Below are 18323 nucleotides of genomic sequence, written 5' to 3'. Positions count from 1 at the left end.
TCCTGAACGCCTCAAGGGCCGCGTCGAGGGCGGGCAGGGTGCCGGGGTTCGCCGTGAGCGCGGCGGCGGCTGCCGCCTCGGATTCAAGACCCATCCGGAATTCGAGCAACTGCCGGCGTTGGGGGGGGGGGGGCGGGGGCCCCCCCCCGGGCCCCCGGGTGGGGCGCCGGGGGGGGGGGGGGGCAAAAACCCCCCCCCCCACTCGATTCAGCCGGTGACTACTTCGACTACTTCTTCAGTTCGAAGCGGTCGGCGTCCATGAGCTTGGCCCATGCGGCGGCGAAGTCGCGCACGAACTTCTCCTTGGCGTCGTCCGAGGCGTAGGCCTCTGCCAGGGCGCGCAGCTCCGAGTTCGAGCCGAAGACCAGGTCCACGCGGCTGCCGACCCAGCGGCCGTTTGTGGTGGAGTAGGTCTTCTCCTCGGCGTCCGGGGTCCATTCCTGGCCCAGCTCCATGAGGTTCGCGAAGAAGTCGTTGGTCAGCGCGCCCGGGGTGTCGGTGAAGACGCCCAGGTTCGAGCCGTCCCAGTTGTTGCCCAGCACGCGCAGGCCGCCGAGCAACACGGTCATCTCCGGGGCCGAGAGGCCCAACAGGTTCGCGCGGTCGATCAGCAGGTACTCGCTCGGCATCTTCAGGAAGCCCGAGTCGTAGTTGCGGAACGCGTCGGCAACCGGCTCCAGCCACGCGAACTGCTCCGGATCGGTCTGCTCCTGCGTGGCATCCACGCGGCCCGGGGTGAACGGCACGGCGACTTGCTGGCCCGCGGCCAGGGCGGCCTGCTCGATGCCCACGTTGCCCGCCAGCACCACCACGTCGGCGAAGGAGGTCTTGACCAATGAGGTGGCGTTGAACTCGGCAACGATTTCCTCGAGCTTGGCGATGACCGGCGCCAGCTGTTCGGGCTGGTTCACGGTCCAGGAAGCCTGCGGCTCAAGGCGGATGCGGCCGCCGTTGGCGCCGCCGCGCTTGTCCGAGGAGCGGAAGGTCGCAGCGGCCTTCCACGCGGTGGAAACGAGCTGCTGGACGCTCAGGCCCGACGCGTTGATCAGGGCCTTCAGCGCCGCGATTTCCGTTTCCCCCAGGGTCACGGCCGGAGCGGCCGGCAGCGGATCCTGCCAGATCAGGTCCTCGGCCGGGACCTCCTTGCCCAGATAGCGGGACTTGGGGCCCATGTCGCGGTGGGTCAGCTTGAACCAGGCGCGGGCGTACGCTTCGGCGAACTGCTCCTGGTTGTCCTTGAAGCGGCGGGAGATCTGCCCGTAGGCAGGGTCGAAGCGCAGCGCCAGGTCGCTGGTGAGCATGCGCGGCTCGCGGCGGGCGGCCGGGTTGTGGGCCATCGGGACCAGGTCCGCGCCGCCGCCGTCCTTCGGGCGCCACTGCTGGGCGCCGGCCGGGGACTCGAACTTCTCCCACTCGTAGGCGAAGAGGATGTGGAAGAACTCGTTGTCCCAGCGGGTCGGGTGGTAGGTCCAGGTGACCTCCAGGCCCGAGCCGATGGTGTCATCGCCGTGGCCGGTTCCGAAGCCGGACTTCCAGCCCAGGCCCTGCATTTCCAGCGAAGATGCTTCCGGATCGGTCCCCTTGTAGGACTCGGCGTCGGCGCCGTGGGTCTTGCCGAAGGTGTGGCCGCCGGCGATCAGCGCGACGGTCTCCTCGTCGTCCATGCCCATGCGGCGGAAGGTTTCGCGGATGTCGATGGCCGAGGCCAGTGGATCGGCAACGCCGTCGGGCCCTTCCGGGTTGACGTAGATCAGGCCCATCTGGACCGCGGCCAGCGGGGCGTCAAGCTCTCGCTCGCCGGTGTAGCGCTCGCTGTCCAGCCACACCTTTTCCGGGCCCCAGTACACGTCGTCGTCGGCTTCCCAGACGTCCGGGCGGCCGCCGGCAAAGCCGAAGGTCTTGAAACCCATGGTCTCCATGGCCACGTTGCCGGCCAGGATCATCAGGTCGGCCCAGGAGATGGACTGGCCGTACTTCTTCTTGACCGGCCACAGCAGACGGCGGGCCTTGTCCAGGTTGACGTTGTCCGGCCAGGAGTTGAGCGGGGCGAAGCGCTGCTGGCCCGCGCCGCCGCCGCCGCGTCCGTCGTGGCTGCGGTAGGTGCCGGCCGAGTGCCAGGCCATGCGCACGAAGAACGGGCCGTAGTGGCCGAAGTCCGCCGGCCACCAGTCGTACGACTTGGTCATGGTCTCGGCGAGGTCGGCCTTCACGGCGTCCAGGTCGAGGGCGTTGAAGGCCGCGGTGTAGCTGAAGTCTTCGTCCAGCGGGTTGGAGACCTGGGTGTTCTTCGCCAGGATCTTCAGGTTGAGCTTGTTCGGCCACCACTCGGAGTTGGCATTTCCGCTGGTGGGGTGGGCGCGGCCGCCACCGTGGAATACGGGGCACTTGCCGGTTGTAGCTTCAGACATGACTTCCTTCTTGAGGTGTTTTGTTGGTTCGGGGGGATTGGTTGGTCTTGCAGGGGATTTCGGCCGAGTACGGATCCGGATCGTCTAGGAGTCCGCGTTTTGGCACCGGGGACATAATCCCCAGTAGATGACCTCGGCCTCTTCGATGGCGAACCCGTGGTCGTTGGAGGCGTGCAGGCAGGGGGCGTCGCCCACCGCGCAATCCACGTCGAGGACCGTGCCGCAGGAGCGGCACACCAAGTGGTGGTGGTTGTCGCCCACGCGGGTCTCATAGCGGGCGTTGTGCCCGTGCGGCTGGATCTTGCGCACGATGCCAAGGTGGGTCAGCAGCCTCAACGAGTCGTAGACGGCCTGGTGGGACACCGCGGGGTGCGCTTGGCGCACGGCATCGAGGACGGCATCGGTATCTGCATGCGGGTTGGCGGAGACCGCCGCAAGCACGGCGACCCGCGGGAGCGTCACGCGCATGGAGGCCTCGCGCAGCACCTGCTCGAGTTCAACCGGATGTGTCATGGTTAACATTTTCCCGCTCATTTTGAATGAGTCAAGATAGCCGGGGGTTTGAACCAAATATTTCGTGGGCCCTGCCGACGGCCGGGAGGCGTCCGCGATTCGGCCGAACCATTGCCTGCTTGGAGCCGCCCGAAGCCCCAGGGGTTGCGGGCGGCTGAGGGAGGTGTCTGCGCGTCGGCCATGGAAGTGCCATGGCCGACGCGGAGATTTCACGCAGGCGCGTTAGGCGTCGCAGATGTCCTTGATCTGGGCGATGCAGGGCTCGTTTTGCAGGCTGGTGGTGTCGCCCAGCGTGCTGCCCTCGAACAGCTGGGTCAGCAGCCGGCGCATGATCTTGCCCGAGCGCGTCTTGGGCACGTCGGGGACGAAGACGATTTCGCGCGGCTTGGCGATGGGCCCGATCTGCGTTGCCACGTGGTTGCGCAGCTCGGTGACCAGGGCCTGCTGCTTCGCCAGCGCCTCGCCCGTGAGGTCGGTGCCGACCACGGACTTGTCGAAGGGCACCACGAACGCGGTGGCCGCGTGGCCGGTCTTGGCGTCGGACGTCGGGCAGACCCCGGCCTCGACGACCGCCGGGTGGGTGACCAGCGCGGATTCGATCTCGATGGTGGAGAGGCGGTGCCCGGAGATGTTGATGACGTCGTCCGTGCGGCCCAGGATCCAGATGTCCCCGTCCTCATCGAAGCGCGCGCCGTCCCCGGCCAGGAACCAGCCCTGGGCCGCGTACTTCTCCCAGTAGGAGGTGTAGTAGCGCTCGGGGTTTCCCCAGACCGTGCGGGCCATGGAAGGCCCGGTCTTGGTCAGCACGATGTTGCCCTGGACGTTGGCGCCCACGGTGGCCGCGGCATCGTCGACGATGTCCACGCCCACGCCGGGAAGCGCGCGCGTGCCGCAGCCGGGCTTGAACGCGGTGTCGTCCTGGCGCGGGGACAGGATGGTGGCCCCGGTCTCGGACTGCCACCAGGTGTCGACCATGGGGATGCCGGCGGCGGTGTCGCGGCCGACCTGGCTGCGCAGCCAGCGCCACGCCTCCGGGTTGACCGCCTCGCCGACCGTGCCGGCCAGGCGGATCGAGGACAGGTCGTAGTCGGCCGGGACGCCGTCGGGGAACCAGCCCATCAGCGAACGCACCAGGGTGGGCGCCGTGTAGTAGCTGGTGACCTTGTAGCGCTGAATGATCTCGAAGTGGCGGCCCGGGTTCGGGGCATTGGGCACGCCCTCGTAGATGACCTGGGTGACGCCGTTGGACAGCGGACCGTAGATCTCGTAGGTATGCGCGGTGACCCAGGCCAGGTCGGCGGTGCACCAGTGGACATCCGAGTCGCGCTTGGCCGGGTCGGGGTTGGAGAAGAGGAACTCGTGGCTCCACGACGCCTGGGTCAGGTAGCCGCCGGTGGTGTGGACCAGGCCCTTGGGCTGGCCGGTGGTCCCGGAGGTGTACATGATGAACAGCGGGGTCTCGGCGTCGAAGGCCTCGGGGACGTGCTTGGCGCTTGCGGTGTCGACTGTCTCGTGCCACCACACGTCGCGGCCCTCGGTCCAGGCGATGTCGGTGTGCCCGGTCCGGTTGATGACCAGGACATGCTCGATCGAGTTGTCCCCGGAGACCGCCTCGTCGGCGTGCGCCTTGACAGGGACCGCGGTTCCGCGGCGGAACTGGCCGTCGGTGGTGACCAGCAACTTTGCCTTGGTGTCCTCGACGCGGAACTTCAGCGCCTCGGAGGAGAAGCCGCCGAAGACCAGCGAGTGCACCGCACCGATGCGGGCGCAGGCCAGGGTGATGACAACGGTTTCCACGAGGACCGGCAGGTAGATGACCACGCGGTCGCCCTTGCCGATGCCCAGTCCCAGGAGCGCGTTCGCGGCCTTGGACACCCGGTCCTGCAGGTCCTGGTAGGTGACGGTGGTCCTGTCACCGGGCTCGCCCTCGAAGTGCAGGGCGACCTTGTCGCCGCGTCCGGCCTCCACATGGCGGTCCACGCAGTTGTAGGCGGCGTTGAGCTTGCCGCCCTCGTACCAGCGCAGCTCGGGGCCGCGCCGGGCCTCCGGGTCCACGCCGGTACTACTGTGGATGGTGTGCCACTGGTCGGACCAGCTCAGGCGACGCGCCGCGGCATCCCAGAACGCGAGGCGCTCGTCCTCGCTCCACGAGTTTTCCTCGGCAACGGCAGGGAGCGCGGGCAAAAGGGTTTCAGGCATTTTGTTCTCCATCGGTTCTGGCGTTAGCACTTCACCGCTAAGCGGTGGTTGCTGCGGCGTTACAGAGCCAGATCTCTCGGCCGCTCGGGATGGGTTGTTCCATCCATCAAAGTCGATTGCTTGTCACAGGAGCAAACCCGCCGTAATGTGACGGAACGTTCGATGGGATGGTTCTCTTGGATTGGCAATCAAAGAATCTTCGCGTGTGACGAGAAATTTCGAATCGAAATGCCGAGGGGATTTCGAGCTGCCGCAGGCGCGCCCGGCCGCGGCGGTGCCCGGATGGCGCCACGTAGTTACGCCATTGTCCCAATGGTTGTATGGCGGGGTGGCCGTAAAGGCGGGCGCGTCGCACCTCGGGAATCGCATCGAATGAATGGTCCGAAGAATGCCGCGAGCCCGGTCTTTCCCGTGGGCACGGCAAGGTCCGGCACGGCCATCCGGCCCGTGTTGCGGGCTTCAATTGTGACGAACCGGGTTGTCACTGCCTCGCCGGGGCGTGTAGAAATATGACCAACAACCATCCAGAGCGGCCGAGAGATCTGGCTCCATGACGCCGCAGCAACCCCTCCCCTTAATTGGGCGGTAGGTGCTCACGCCAGGACCGATGGAGATAATTCATGCCTGTCGATTCCTTTGCCAATACACACGATGTCGAAGCGGACCCCAATATCTTCGGCGCCGTCAACCTCGACGCCTTTACCGGGGACACCCCCGCCCGGCACCTGCTCAAGCTCACTCCGGGCGTTCCCCTGAACGGTCACTATGACGAGCTGGCCGAGATCTTCCGCCCGGTCTTCGCCAAGATTGCCGCCGGGGCCAGCGAGCGCGACGCCAACCGGACCCTGCCCTTCGAGCCGGTCGGCTGGCTGAACCGGGTGCGGTTCGGGGCCCTGCGCATCCCGGTGGCCGAGGGCGGCTACGGGGCCAGCGTGTCCGACTTGTTCCGCCTGCTCATTGAGCTGGCCGAGGCCGATTCCCAGGTGGCGCACCTCTGGCGCTCGCACATCGGCTTCGTTGAATCCGTGTTGCTGCTTCAGGACGATGCGTTGCGGCACCGCTGGGTCGAGCGCATTGTTGCCGGGCAGATCGTCGGCAATGCCTACACCGAACGCGGCGGAAACCGGCTGGGCACCCTCAACACCACCATTGCCAAGCAGGGCGAGCGCTGGATCCTCAATGGCGAGAAATACTATTGCACCGGCACCATCTACGCGGACTGGGTCGCCGTCGCCGTGGCCCACCCCGCACGCGCAGGCCGGCAGATCGCCGTGGTCTCCACCCAGCATTCCGGGGTCAAGATCTTCGACGACTGGGACGGATTCGGGCAGCAGCTCACCGGCACCGGCTCGACCACGTTCGAGAACGTCCCGGTGGACACGATCCTTCCCGACGAGCAGCAGGTCAACGACCCGGAATCCGCCATCTTCCAGCTCGTGCTGCTCGGGGTCCAGGCCGGAATCACGCGCGCCGTGCTCAATGATGTCCGCTCGTCGGTCCAGGCCCGCACCCGGTCCTTCAGTACCGGGACCGGTGTTCCGGTGCGCGAAGAGCCCCAGGTGCTGCAGTTGGTGGGCGAGATCTCGGGCACCGCATTCGCGGTCGATTCCATCGTCCTGGCCGCCGTGGCGGAGATCGAGATCGCGCTGGCCGATGCATCGCTCAGCCAGGCCGAGAGGTTTGCGGTGTGTGAACTCGCCGCGGACCGGGCGCAGGCCGTCGTCCAGCCACTGGTGCTCTCCGCGGCGACCAAGCTCTTTGACGGGCTGGGCGCCTCGGCGACAGCCAAGGGCTGCAACCTGGACCGGCACTGGCGCAACGCCCGCACCGTGGCCACGCACAACCCGGCGATCTACAAGTCGCGCATCATCGGCGACTACGAGGTCAACGGGACGGCACCCCAGCAGCTGAACGCCATCGGCGACGTGGGCGCAACCAAGGTAACCGGCGTTCCCTAGAACGCCGCCCGCTGCCCCAAACGAACGACTTGATCCGCGCAACGCCGGATCCACAAAAACCCAACACCTCGCGAAGGACAAACATGAGCACGACTCCCGCCCCACGCCAGATCCTCTTCAACGCCTTCGACATGAACTGCGTGGTGCACCAGTCGCCGGGCCTGTGGCGCCACCCGGACGACAAGGCCTCGACGTACAAGACCCTGGGGTACTGGACGCACCTGGCCAAGGTGCTGGAAAAGGGCAAGTTCGACGGACTGTTCCTCGCCGACGTGCTGGGCACCTACGACGTCTACAAGGGCACCAACGAAACCCCGCTGCGCACCGGCGCGCAGGCCCCGGTCAACGACCCGATGATGCTGGTCTCGGCCATGGCCGCGGTCACCGAGAACCTCGGCTTCGGCGTCACCGCGGGCACCGCCTATGAGCACCCGTACGCCTTCGCCCGCCGCCTGGCCACCCTGGACCACCTGACCAACGGCCGCGTGGGCTGGAACGTCGTCACCGGCTACCTGCCGTCCGCCGCCCGCAACATGGGCCAGGAAGACCAGATGGAACACGACGAGCGCTACAACCACGCCGACGAGTACCTCGAGGTCGTCTACAAGCTGCTCGAAGGCTCGTGGGAAGACGACGCCGTGCAGAACAACAAGGAAACCGGCGTCTACACCGACCCGTCCAAGGTCCACCCGATCAACCACGAAGGCAAGTACTTCAAGGTCCCGGGCATCGCCATCACCGAGCCGTCCCCCCAGCGCACCCCGGTGATCTACCAGGCGGGTGCTTCATCGCGCGGCATCAAGTTCGCCGCCTCCAACGCCGAGTCGGTCTTCGTCACCAGCCCGACCCGCGAGATGCTCAAGGCCACCGTCACCAAGATCCGCGACGCCGCCGAAGCCGCAGGCCGCGACCGCCACGACATCAAGATCTTCGCGATGCAGACCATCATCACCGACAAGACCTCCGAGCTGGCCCAGGCCAAGTACGAGGACTACAAGTCCTACGCGGACATCGAGGGCGCCCAGGTGCTGATCTCCGGCTGGATGGGCGTGGACCTCTCCGAATACGGACCGGACGACGTCATCGGCGAGAACGTGAAGTCCAACGCCATCCAGTCTTCGGTGGAGACCTTCCAGAAGGCCAGCGGAGATTCCGGCAACCCGTGGACCATCCGCCAGCTGGCCGAGTGGGTCGGCGTGGGCGGCTTCGGCCCGATCACCGTCGGCTCCGGTGCCGAGGTTGCCGAGAAGCTCATCGACTGGGTGGACTACACCGACGTCGACGGCTTCAACCTGGCCTACGCCGTCACCCCGGCAACCTTCGAGGACATTGTCGAGTACGTCGTTCCCGAGCTGCAGGCCCGCGGCGCCTACAAGACCGAATACACCGAAGGCTCGCTGCGCCACAAGCTGTTCGGCGAGGGCGACCGCGTCAAGGACACCCACCGCGCGGCGAACTACCGGTTCGCCACCGCCCGATCCGTTTAAGCGGCAGGGCCGCCCGCGAAGTGACGTAGCCCGGCCACGATTGCGCGCTTGGAGGTTGCCGGCACGCATTACGTTGTGGCGGCCACATGCGTGACGAAGAGGTTTTCGACGCATTATCAACATGACGCCACGGTGCGGCAAGCCCGGGATGTTTTCCGCTTCATGTTCTGACTTGTGACGCTTCGTGAAGCGAATCCTGCCCCAAATCCGTTCTCTACGTCGATTTGTTTCGCGCGGAGGGTCTTTCCGTTGGTCATATCGAAGATCCTGCGACACACTTGAATTGTTCGAGGTTGATATCCAACCAATGCGAACACACACCATCCAGAGCGGCTGAGAGACCTGGCTCGTTGACGCCGCAGCAACCACTCCCGTCATTGGGATCCGGTGCTACCGCCAGGACCGATGGAGATAGCCAAACTCTGCGCGGTCCGCCGAATACTGTTTTGTCCTCAGCAGGTATTCGACTGATTAGCCATGTCGCGGCGTTCCTCGGGTGAACCGAGAGGAGTAGGGCATGATCAGCATTCAGGACGTGTCAACCGTTTTCCCTCCGGCGGAGGCACCCTTCACTGCGGTGGACAAAGTCTCGCTGGAGATTCCGCGAGGCTCGATACAGGGAATCATTGGGTTCTCCGGCGCCGGCAAATCAACGTTGCTTCGCAACATCAACCTCCTGGAGCGCCCAACGAGCGGTCGCGTCGTGGTTGACGGAACGGACCTAACATCACTGGGCGACGAGGAACTGCGCAAGGCGCGGCACCATATCGGGATGATCTTCCAGCACTTCAATCTCCTGAACAACCGCAACGCCGTGGAAAATGTTGAGCTCAGCTTGAAGTTCGCGGGCGTGGCGAAGAAGGAACGACGTCGCCGAGCCCATGAAGCCTTGGCGATCGTTGACCTGGCCGACAAGTCCAAGTCGTATCCGGGTCAGTTGTCAGGGGGCCAGAAACAACGCGTCGCCATCGCCCGCGCGCTGGCGACCGAGCCCAAGGTGCTGCTTTGCGACGAGCCGACTTCGGCAGTCGATCCGCGGACTACGGCTTCGGTGCTGCAGTACCTCTCGGACATCAACGCCCAGCTGGGAATCACCACTGTGATCGTGACGCACGAAATGAATGTCGTCAAAGCAATCGCCGACAACGTTGCAGTCATGGAAGACGGCCGGGTCGTGGAGCAATTCGATATCTCCGCGCTTGAGGATTCCGCGTTTACGCCAGCGACCGCCATCGGCCGGTACCTCATCTCGGATGACATCTCCCTGGACCGCAAGCGCCCGGTGCGCAACGTCGATTCCGCAGCAGCCGATACCCCTTCGAAGGAGGCTTCCCTTGTCTAAGCTAGCCGGAGCCGTCAGCGTTCTGACATCCACGACGAATGGCAGCGGTGCCGCGGCCTTCGACCTCAACCGTGTTATTGAACTTTGGCCCGAAATTGCAGCCGCAATTGGCCAGACCTTGGCCATGCTCGTGGTCTCCATTCCGATCGCCATCCTGGTGGGAACCCCGTTGGGTATTTGGCTATATTCGATGGCTCCACAAGGACTCCGTCCCCGGCCGAAGCTTCATCGGATTGTTGATGGATTCGTCAACACCATGCGCTCGTTCCCATTCCTCATCCTGTTGATTGCGATTATTCCTTTCACAAGGTTTGTCGTAGGCACAACCATCGGAACGGCAGCCGTAATTGTCCCGCTGACAATCAACGCGATTCCCTACTTTGCTCGATTCGTCGAACAGAACCTCACGCAGCTCGGCAGCGGCGTCGTTGAAGCCGCGCGGGCCATGGGCGCAACCCGCGGCCAGATTGTCCGTGACGTCTTGCTCGTTGAAGGAAAGCCCGCGCTCATTGGGTCGATCACCATCATGACCGTGAGCTTCATCAGTTATTCGGCAATGGCTGGTTTGGTCGGCGGCGGCGGTATCGGTGACTTCGCCATTCGCTACGGCTACTACCGCTATGAAACCGGAATGATGATCGTCGCCATCGTCCTGATGATTCTGATGGTCCAAATTGTCCAGATCTCCGGTACCCGCATCGCGGCCCGCATGGACAAACGCCAGTAAACATCGCCCTTCCCTCACCGACCTGCTTCGTTTGGAGACACCCCTGTCATGAGTACTTCTCGGCGGCCACGCCTGCTTTTGAGCGCTTTCCTGATGAACACCACCAGCCACATCCTCGGTGGCCAGTGGCGTCACCCTCAGGCTCAGCAGCATCGTTTCAATGAACTCAAGCTTTGGGTCGATCTGGCAAAGGACTTGGAAGCCGCGAAGTTCGATGCAATCTTCCTCGCGGATGTGGTTGGTCTGTACGGAGACCACGACGGTGGCTGGGCATCGCACATCAAACGCGGGCTCCAGGTGCCATCCAACGATCCGCTCGTGCTCGCTTCGGCATTGGCGGGGGTTACCGATGAGATCGGCCTTGCCTTCACATCCTCGGTAATCCAATCCGATCCGTTCCAGCTGGCAAGGCAGCTCTCAACGCTCGATCACCTGAGCAACGGGCGCGTCGCCTGGAACATCGTCACCAGCGTGCTGGAGAATTCGCACCGCAATTTCGGGGCTGACGGGCTAACCAAACACGCGGACCGCTACGACTGGGCGGACGAATATGTTGAAGCCGCGTTCAAGCTTTGGGAAGGTTCGTGGGAAGACGGAGCACTGCTGGCCGACAAGCTTGCAGGAATCCACGCAGACCCGGCATTGGTGAACAAGATCTACCACCGAGGGGAGCGCTACTCCATCGACGGCCCCCATTTGTCCTCGCCTAGCCCGCAGCGCACGCCCTTCCTGTTTCAAGCTGGAAGTTCTCCGCGCGGCAGGGCGTTCGCGGCCGCAAACGCCGAAGCAACATTCCTATTCGCGCCAAACCCCGAGAACGTTCGCAAGAACTCCGAAGCCATTCGCAAGCTGGCAGTCGACGCTGGCCGCGAGGCCTCAGACGTAAAGATCTTTGCCGGGCTCTCCTTTGTAGTGGGCAGCACGGAGACAGAAGTGGCTCGCAAGCAGGCTGAATACGACGAGTACCTCGACCTGGATGCCGTGGTAGCGCACATTGGCGGTGGGCTTGGCATAGACCTTGGCGGCAGGCCACTGGACACGCGACTGGGCGAAATCGACACCGAAGGAGGCAAAGGAGTTCTCGAATCGATCCGTGCCTCGGTTCCCGGCGGCAATCCCACGATTGCCGATCTCGCACGGTACCGAGCAAAATCCATGCAGATTTCCGGGACCCCTGAACAAATCGTTGATCAGCTCGAACTGTGGCAGGACGCCGGAACCGACGGCATCAACATCATCAACCAGATTCTGCCTGGCTCCTACACGGATTTCATCGAGGGTGTGGTGCCCGAATTGCGAGCCCGCGGCCTCGCCCAAACCGAATATGCGCCAGGCACCTTGCGCGAGAAGGTTTTTGGGCGACAAGCGACGCTCGAGGCCTCACACCCGGCAGCCGCTTTCCGCGGAGCCTTCGCCCAATTCTCGGCAGCCAATGAAAATCGCTCCGCGGCCACAGCACGTTCCTGAAAGGCATCCAGCATGACCATTACTTTGAAGGCATCAGAAATTGTTGCCGCCGATTATGCGACCCAGCACGCGCGATTTGCCGACCTCTTTTCGCGGATTGCCGACGGATCCCGCTTGCGCGACCTCGAACGCATCCTGCCGTTCGAACAGGTCGCATGGCTGGATGAGGCAGGGTTTGGGGCCCTGCGGGTACCGGTCGAGTCCGGTGGCGCAGGCGTCAGCGTGGAAACCTTTGCGCGTTTGCTCATCGACCTGGCGGCCGCGGATTCGAATGTAGCCCACCTCTACCGATCACACTTCGGATTTGTGGAATCCCTGCAGTGGCAGGATGAGGCCATCCGTCGGCGCTGGTACGAACGGGTCGCGGCAGGGAAAACCGTCGGGAATGCTTCCACCGAACTCGGAGGAAACGCGCTCGGCCATCTCAACACCGTGCTTGCCCACGAAGATGGGACGTGGGTGCTGAACGGTGAGAAGTTCTACACCACCGGCACAATCTTTTCGGACTACACGCGCGTTTCTGCGGCCCTGGAGGGAAAGCCTGGACGCGTCTTTGCGCTCGTAGACACAAAGGCCGCCGGCGTGGAAATCTCCGATGACTGGGACGGCTTTGGCCAGCGGCTCACCGGAACGGGCACCACTAGATTTGATGATGTCCGTGTTGAAGCTGTAGATCTCTTTGGCCGTGAGGCCGGTGGCGCGGAAGCTACCCACGAAGCGGCGTTCTTCCAGCTGGTGTTGCTAGGAGTGCTGGCGGGCATCGCCCGTGCTGCCCGCAATGATGCGGCGCAGTCGGTCGCTAAGCGGGCCCGAACATTCAACACCGGTTCAGGCTTGCCCTTCCGAGATGATCCTCTGATCCAAGAAACCGTTGGTCGCATAGCCACGAAAGCATTTACTGCCGAGGCCACAGTGCTGGCCGCGGCGCGAACCCTGGATACCGCGCTTCAGACGGGCCTCGCGCAGGAACCGGACGAAAGCGGTCATCGGCCAACCACCACCGAAGGGCATCTGGCCGAATTGGCCGTGGAACAGGCGCAGGTTTCGGTTCCGGAGCTGGCAATCGGTGCCGCCCAGCAGCTATTTGAGACCGGGGGAGCTTCGGCCACCAGCACGTCCAAGGGCCTGGACCGCCATTGGCGGAATGCGCAAACCGTGGCAACGCACAATCCCATCGCATTCCGTGCCCGTTCCATTGGTGACTACTTCATCAACGGGACCCTCCCGGAGGGCCTTAACGCCATTGGGAATGCGACGGCGGCTCCAGCCGCCACCTAATACCAACCCGGACAGGGTAGTTACCCAAGCAGAATCGCCAACTCGTCACCGGCACATAAATCGTCACGACTTTTCTCAGGAGAAACACCATGCAACGCCGTACTTTTCTTGCCGGAGCCCTGGGCCTCGGTGCACTCGCCTCGCTCACCGCCTGCGGACTCACGGGTGGCGCTTCCGGCGCCGGGGCAGGCAACAACAAAACCATAAAGTTGATTGTCACCGAGTCTGCCCCCACCCAAGAACCGACCAAGATCGCCCAAAAGATCTTGGAGTCCCAAGGGTGGAAGGTTGAGGCCAAGTATGTCACCGACATCGTGCAGCCGAACTTTGCCGTTGCCAATGGCGAGTTCGATGCCAACTACTTTCAGCATGCTGCCTACCTTGAGCAATTCACCACCGACAAGAATCTTGAGGTGGAAAGTGCGTTCTACATGTACGGATCTCCGGCAGGTGTCTACTCCGCGAAGCACAAGAGCATCGGCGACCTCCCCGAGGGAGCCAAGATCGCGATTCCCGTGGATCCGTCCAATAACGGACGAGCATTGGCTCTTTTGGAGGCGGCTGGGTTGTTGAAGCTCACGGAGGGCAAGAGTCTGATTCATCTTTCGCAGGCCGACATCCTGGAGAACCCACGAAAGTTCAACTTCGTCGAGGTTGACCAGCAGTCTTTGTCCAAGACCTTGCCGGATGTTGACGCTGGTTTCCTTTTCGTTCGTTTAGGTGCGGAAATCGGGCTGAAGCCCGAGGACGCCCTGCTTTTTGAGAAGGAGGAAGATGCACTTCCGTTCATCAACCTTGTGGCTGCCAAACCTGGTTTTGCCGATACGGAAAAGGGCAAGGCGCTTGAGGCGGCTTATCACTCGGACGAGGTCCGTGAATGGTTCAAGAACTATCTCGACGGTGCGTTGCCGACTCCGTGGGACCGGGATCCTGCAGCGGATCTAAAAGCTTGGAATGTCTAAGTAATTCAATCGTTCGGTAGGACGCAGACCTGGGGCACACTCGCTCCGCCATAGGCAGGAGAATAGGAAATGGAACGTCGCACTTTTATCAAGGGCTTCCTCGGAGTGAGCGCCTTGGCTGGTCTTGCCGCGATCACAGGCTGTGGGCTGACCGGCAAAGCCGCTGCGGGAGGAAGCGATAAGACGATCAAGCTCATCGTCACTGAATCGGCTCCGTACCAGGAACCCACCAAAATCGCACAGAAGGCATTGGAAGCGGAGGGTTGGAAGGTAGAGGTCAAGTACGTCACCGACATCGTCCAGCCGAACTTTGCGGTAGCAAACGGTGAATTCGACGCCAACTATTTCCAGCACGCATCGTACTTAGCGCAGTTCACCAAGGATAAGAACCTTGCTGTTGACACCGCGTTCTACATGTACGGGTCACCCGGCGGCGTGTATTCACTGAAGCACAAGTCTGTCGAGGACTTGCCGCAGGGTGCCAAGATAGCAATACCCGTAGACCCGGCCAACAACGGACGCGCGCTGGCATTGCTGGCCAAAGCCGGGGTCCTGAGAGTTGACGAAGCGAAGAGCGTGATCCACTTATCGCAGAATGACATTTTGGAGAATCCGAAAAACATTTCTTTCACGGAAGTCGACCAACAGTCTCTGTCCAAGACTCTGGCAGACGTTGATGCCGGGTTCCTTTTCGTAAGGCTTGGCGCAGAGCTGGGTCTTACGCCCCGAGATGCGCTGCTTTTCGAAGAGGATGCAGACGCGCTGCCATTCATCTGCGTCGTTGCCGCCAAACCCGGCTTTGCCGAAACTGAGAAGGGCAAGGCTCTGCAGAAGGCCTACCAGTCGGAAGAAGTTCGCACTTGGTTCAGCGACTACATCGGCGGGGTCCTGCCAACGCCTTGGGACCGCGATCCTGTCGCAGACCGGAAGGCCTGGGATAACTAAGGCAGCCAATCGGTAGCCCCGAGAATGTTCGGCATGAATTCTTTTCATGCCGAACATTCTCGGGGCTAAGACCAAAATGTTCTTTGGCGGCGAGACCAGACGGGAGGGGTAGCGTATTGAGTATGAGCACTGAAGCCGGCCAACGCCATGTCAACGACCCGGCAGTGATTCGCCGGCTCCTGAAAACCCCTGCACGGTGGGCCGTGGTGGGGCTGACCAACAACCCGAGCCGCGTGGCACCAGGGGTCTCGCGGTTTCTCCAGGATCAGCTGGGGATGGAAATCATTCCGGTGTCCCTCAGCGGCGAAAGCGTACTGGGCAATGCCGGCCACAAGCTCCTGGCCGAGATCACCGGCCACGTCGACGTCGTTGACTGTTTCGTGAACTCACAAAAAGTCGGTGACATTGTTGACCAGGCCATTGCCATTGGTGCGGACGCCGTCTGGCTGCAACTCGGAGTTGTAGACGAAGCAGCGGCCAGACGGGCCAAGGCCGCCGGGTTGGACGTCGTCATGGACACTTGCCCGAAAATTGAGTACCGCTACCGTTAGTTTCAGCCCGTCCAAAAAAACATTGCACCGTTCGCAGGGGCAGTAGACGTGGATCACAATCTGTGTCTAGAATGACGGCATCACAAGCAACACAAATTGGGAGCTGGGGCCCCAATAAATGCTGGGGGTAGTTCGAACTTGGGGTTTGAACTGAACTAACGGATCGGGTGGGACCGATTCGTAAACGGTGCTTATTGCGTGGTTGCTGCGCCCCCTTGGGGTAATTGGGGTAACTTAAGTGTTCGGCAAAATTGGGGATAATGCTGCACGGAATCAATTAAGAGGTCGTCGTTTTGCGCGCCGCAACTCTTTTTTGGAAGCCATTTGGAGGAACGGAATTGTCCGTTCAACCGTGGCTGCCAGCGCGACGACTGCGCTCGTTGCAACGATGATGTTTGGCGGCGGTGGATTCAATCCCGCCGCGGCATCACCGTCGGACAGCAAAGACGCCAGTGTGGAGCAGGCGTTGCTGGATGCCGTTGAGGGCGGCGAAGCGAGCGCCGGGTCGAACCCGGCGAAGGCAAAGGCCGCGACTCCGGAAGAAACGGCTGCCGAGGCACCTCTCCAGGGCACCGAACCGTCCGCTGACGAACTGCTTGCAGAAGCGCAGGAGTCGGCGGCCCCCACGTCCGAAGCTCCGTCGACGAGCAAGTCGATCGATTCAAGGAAGCCGGCGACCCCGAGTGCCGAAGCGCCTACGAAATCCGAGGAGAAAACCACAGAGGAACCAGTGGAAGCGTCGGTCAGTGAGCCGAATTCTGCCCTGGCCAAGGACGCGCCCGTCGTTGCGGCGGTCGCCGGCGTTTGCGACACGAATATCGGCAAAGGCAAGATTGACACGTTCATGCAGCGGGCCGATGGCGGCTCATTCGCCAACGGCAACCTTTCCTCGGGCATCTACGAGGGCGGCTATGTTGACCAGCGTGTGGAAATGAGCAGCATGCTGCCGGGCGAGAACGAATTTGTATTCACGTACCGGGTGCGCTCCGGCGGCAAATGGGCCTACGACTTCATTGACCAGTACTCAATGACCGGCGGAACGATCACCAACACCGAGGTGATCGAGGGATCGGGCAGTGACCGCGAGGACACCGTCAAGCTCACGTTTGATGCAACGGCCTCCTCTGTCACCCTCTACTTCAGCGCCCATATTGCATCCGAGCTGGATCACGGGCCAGGCACGGGAGCCTCCTCGATCAGTGGTTCCTCATATCACGTGACCTTGGAGTCCTTGAATTGCGCGACCGCGGGAAACCGTGCCAACCAGATTTCGGCAAGCGCCGTCCAGGCAGGTTTCGTGACCATCATCAAGGACGCCACCCCGGCCGACGGCACCGACTTCGGCTTCACACTTAAATCCGGCACGACGACAGATTCCGTGCACTTCCAGTTGGATGACAGCGCCGGCTCCAACGCCGGCGCGGACCTTCCCGACCGCCTGACCTACACCGTTGCCCCGGGCACGGTAACCATTTCCGAAATCGCCCTTCCCGAGGGATGGAACCTCTCGGCCCTGACCTGTACCGGTGTCACGCCGACGGTCGATACGTCGGCGCGCAGCACGTCCTTCACTCTGGCGGACAACGCCCAGGCCACTTGTACATTCAGTAACGGCAAGACGACGTACAAGGACCTCGAAGTCACCACTACCGCAGCCGCCACGTTCGACCGCGACTACGACTGGACCATCGAGAAGAACCTGGCCTCGGGCCAGGCCGCCACGGTCGAGTCGGCCACCGGCGACGTCGCCGTCGACTACAGCGTGCTGGTCGATGCCAGTGCCGCGCAGGACAGCAACTTCACCGTCGACGGTGCCATCACCGTGAAGAACACGAACATCGCGGCCATCGACGGGGTAACCCTGACGGACACCACCCCCGGCGCAGTGTGTGCCATTGAGGATTCCGAGGGCACCGCAGTCACGGGCCCGGTGTCCGTCCCGGCCGGAACCACGACTTTCAACTACACCTGTGAGATGCCTTCCGGAACCACCGCGGGCACTGCCGGAACAAATACAGCCACCGCGACCTGGAACGCCGCCTCCTACTACGGGACCGACGGCAGCGCGAGCACCATGAAGGACTTCTCCTTCGTGGGAGTGGAACCCACAGTGACCGATGGCTCGGTGACCGTCACCGACAGCCAGTTCAACCTCTCCACGCTTCCCGGCGGCAACATCGTCACCGCCGCGCAGGCGCCGAAGAGCTTTGCCTACACGACTACCTGGCCGGGCGTGGCCGGTGAGTGCACGACCTATGGCAACACGGCAAAGTACACCGAGTCCGACGGCGGCACGGCGAGCGATATGGCCTCCGTCGATGTCTGCCTTGGTGCGGACCTGGTCGTCACCAAGAACGTTGTCGCGAGCTTCAACCGTTCCTACCTGTGGGAGATCGACAAGACGCCGGTGAACGGTGCCGGCCCCTACACCACCGATGCCAATGGCGACGTCGTCGTCGACTACCGGGTGACGGTCAAGCCGAACG

Annotated in this window: 14 protein-coding genes and 3 riboswitches; of the genes, 10 read left to right on the top strand and 4 right to left on the bottom strand. The window is 62.9% G+C overall.

Features of this window, described 5'->3' with window-relative positions:
- Positions 1 to 227 precede the first annotated feature (227 nt).
- From katG to acs, 3 genes are all read right to left on the bottom strand, one after another.
- Entirely contained in the window at positions 228 to 2408 is a 2181-nt protein-coding gene (katG, locus tag ACIPVK_RS19990; protein WP_407613736.1) for a catalase/peroxidase HPI, read from the bottom strand.
- A gap of 84 nt (positions 2409 to 2492) precedes the next feature.
- Positions 2493 to 2921 carry a Fur family transcriptional regulator gene (locus ACIPVK_RS19985; RefSeq protein ID WP_407613735.1) on the bottom strand — a complete coding sequence of 143 codons (429 nt, stop codon included), beginning with the start codon at positions 2919 to 2921 and terminating at the stop codon, positions 2493 to 2495.
- A 222-nt stretch (positions 2922 to 3143) separates the two neighbouring features.
- Positions 3144 to 5120 carry an acetate--CoA ligase gene (acs, locus tag ACIPVK_RS19980; RefSeq protein ID WP_407613734.1) on the bottom strand — a complete coding sequence of 659 codons (1977 nt, stop codon included), beginning with the start codon at positions 5118 to 5120 and terminating at the stop codon, positions 3144 to 3146.
- Positions 5121 to 5125: 5 nt separating this feature from the next.
- Positions 5126 to 5216: riboswitch (SAM riboswitch) on the bottom strand.
- Between the two features lie 421 nt (positions 5217 to 5637).
- Positions 5638 to 5734, top strand: a riboswitch (SAM riboswitch).
- Between the two features lie 6 nt (positions 5735 to 5740).
- Between acs and ACIPVK_RS19975 the strand changes: the two genes are divergently transcribed.
- The 9 genes from ACIPVK_RS19975 (at position 5741) to ACIPVK_RS19935 (ending at position 15837) form a co-directional block, all read left to right on the top strand.
- The gene (locus ACIPVK_RS19975) at positions 5741 to 7078 is read left to right on the top strand and encodes an acyl-CoA dehydrogenase family protein (protein WP_407613733.1); all 1338 of its coding nucleotides are present in this window, start codon (positions 5741 to 5743) and stop codon (positions 7076 to 7078) included.
- An 83-nt stretch (positions 7079 to 7161) separates the two neighbouring features.
- A complete protein-coding gene (locus ACIPVK_RS19970; protein ID WP_407613732.1) occupies positions 7162 to 8565 on the top strand; it encodes an LLM class flavin-dependent oxidoreductase in 1404 nt (467 codons plus the stop codon).
- Between the two features lie 317 nt (positions 8566 to 8882).
- Positions 8883 to 8977: riboswitch (SAM riboswitch) on the top strand.
- Positions 8978 to 9082: 105 nt separating this feature from the next.
- The gene (locus tag ACIPVK_RS19965) at positions 9083 to 9907 is read left to right on the top strand and encodes a methionine ABC transporter ATP-binding protein (RefSeq protein ID WP_407613731.1); all 825 of its coding nucleotides are present in this window, start codon (positions 9083 to 9085) and stop codon (positions 9905 to 9907) included.
- Complete coding sequence (locus ACIPVK_RS19960) at positions 9900 to 10634, top strand: methionine ABC transporter permease (protein WP_407613730.1); 735 nt, start codon at positions 9900 to 9902, stop codon at positions 10632 to 10634. The genes ACIPVK_RS19965 and ACIPVK_RS19960 overlap by 8 nt, the downstream gene beginning before the upstream one ends.
- A 48-nt stretch (positions 10635 to 10682) precedes the next feature.
- A complete protein-coding gene (locus tag ACIPVK_RS19955) occupies positions 10683 to 12101 on the top strand; it encodes an NtaA/DmoA family FMN-dependent monooxygenase (RefSeq protein WP_407613729.1) in 1419 nt (472 codons plus the stop codon).
- Between the two features lie 12 nt (positions 12102 to 12113).
- A complete protein-coding gene (locus ACIPVK_RS19950) occupies positions 12114 to 13379 on the top strand; it encodes an acyl-CoA dehydrogenase family protein (RefSeq protein ID WP_407613728.1) in 1266 nt (421 codons plus the stop codon).
- A gap of 89 nt (positions 13380 to 13468) precedes the next feature.
- Positions 13469 to 14341 (top strand): MetQ/NlpA family ABC transporter substrate-binding protein, encoded by an 873-nt coding sequence (locus ACIPVK_RS19945; protein ID WP_407613727.1) that lies wholly within the window; start codon positions 13469 to 13471, stop codon positions 14339 to 14341.
- Positions 14342 to 14410: 69 nt separating this feature from the next.
- Entirely contained in the window at positions 14411 to 15286 is an 876-nt protein-coding gene (locus ACIPVK_RS19940) for a MetQ/NlpA family ABC transporter substrate-binding protein (protein WP_407613726.1), read from the top strand.
- Positions 15287 to 15408: 122 nt separating this feature from the next.
- Entirely contained in the window at positions 15409 to 15837 is a 429-nt protein-coding gene (locus tag ACIPVK_RS19935; RefSeq protein WP_407613725.1) for a CoA-binding protein, read from the top strand.
- Between the two features lie 273 nt (positions 15838 to 16110).
- On the opposite strand, the gene ACIPVK_RS19930 is transcribed toward ACIPVK_RS19935, so the two are convergent.
- Positions 16111 to 16683 (bottom strand): hypothetical protein, encoded by a 573-nt coding sequence (locus ACIPVK_RS19930; protein ID WP_407613724.1) that lies wholly within the window; start codon positions 16681 to 16683, stop codon positions 16111 to 16113.
- On the opposite strand from ACIPVK_RS19930, the gene ACIPVK_RS19925 reads away from it, so the two are divergent.
- On the top strand, positions 16682 to 18323 hold a 1642-nt coding region (locus ACIPVK_RS19925), incomplete at its 3' end, for a hypothetical protein (RefSeq protein ID WP_407613723.1). The two genes, ACIPVK_RS19930 and ACIPVK_RS19925, sit on opposite strands and share 2 nt — an antisense overlap.

The organism is Paeniglutamicibacter sp. MACA_103 (genome assembly GCF_045798555.1).
Taxonomy (GTDB): Bacteria; Actinomycetota; Actinomycetes; order Actinomycetales; family Micrococcaceae; genus Paeniglutamicibacter.
This window is presented reverse-complemented; position numbering and strand designations above follow the sequence as displayed.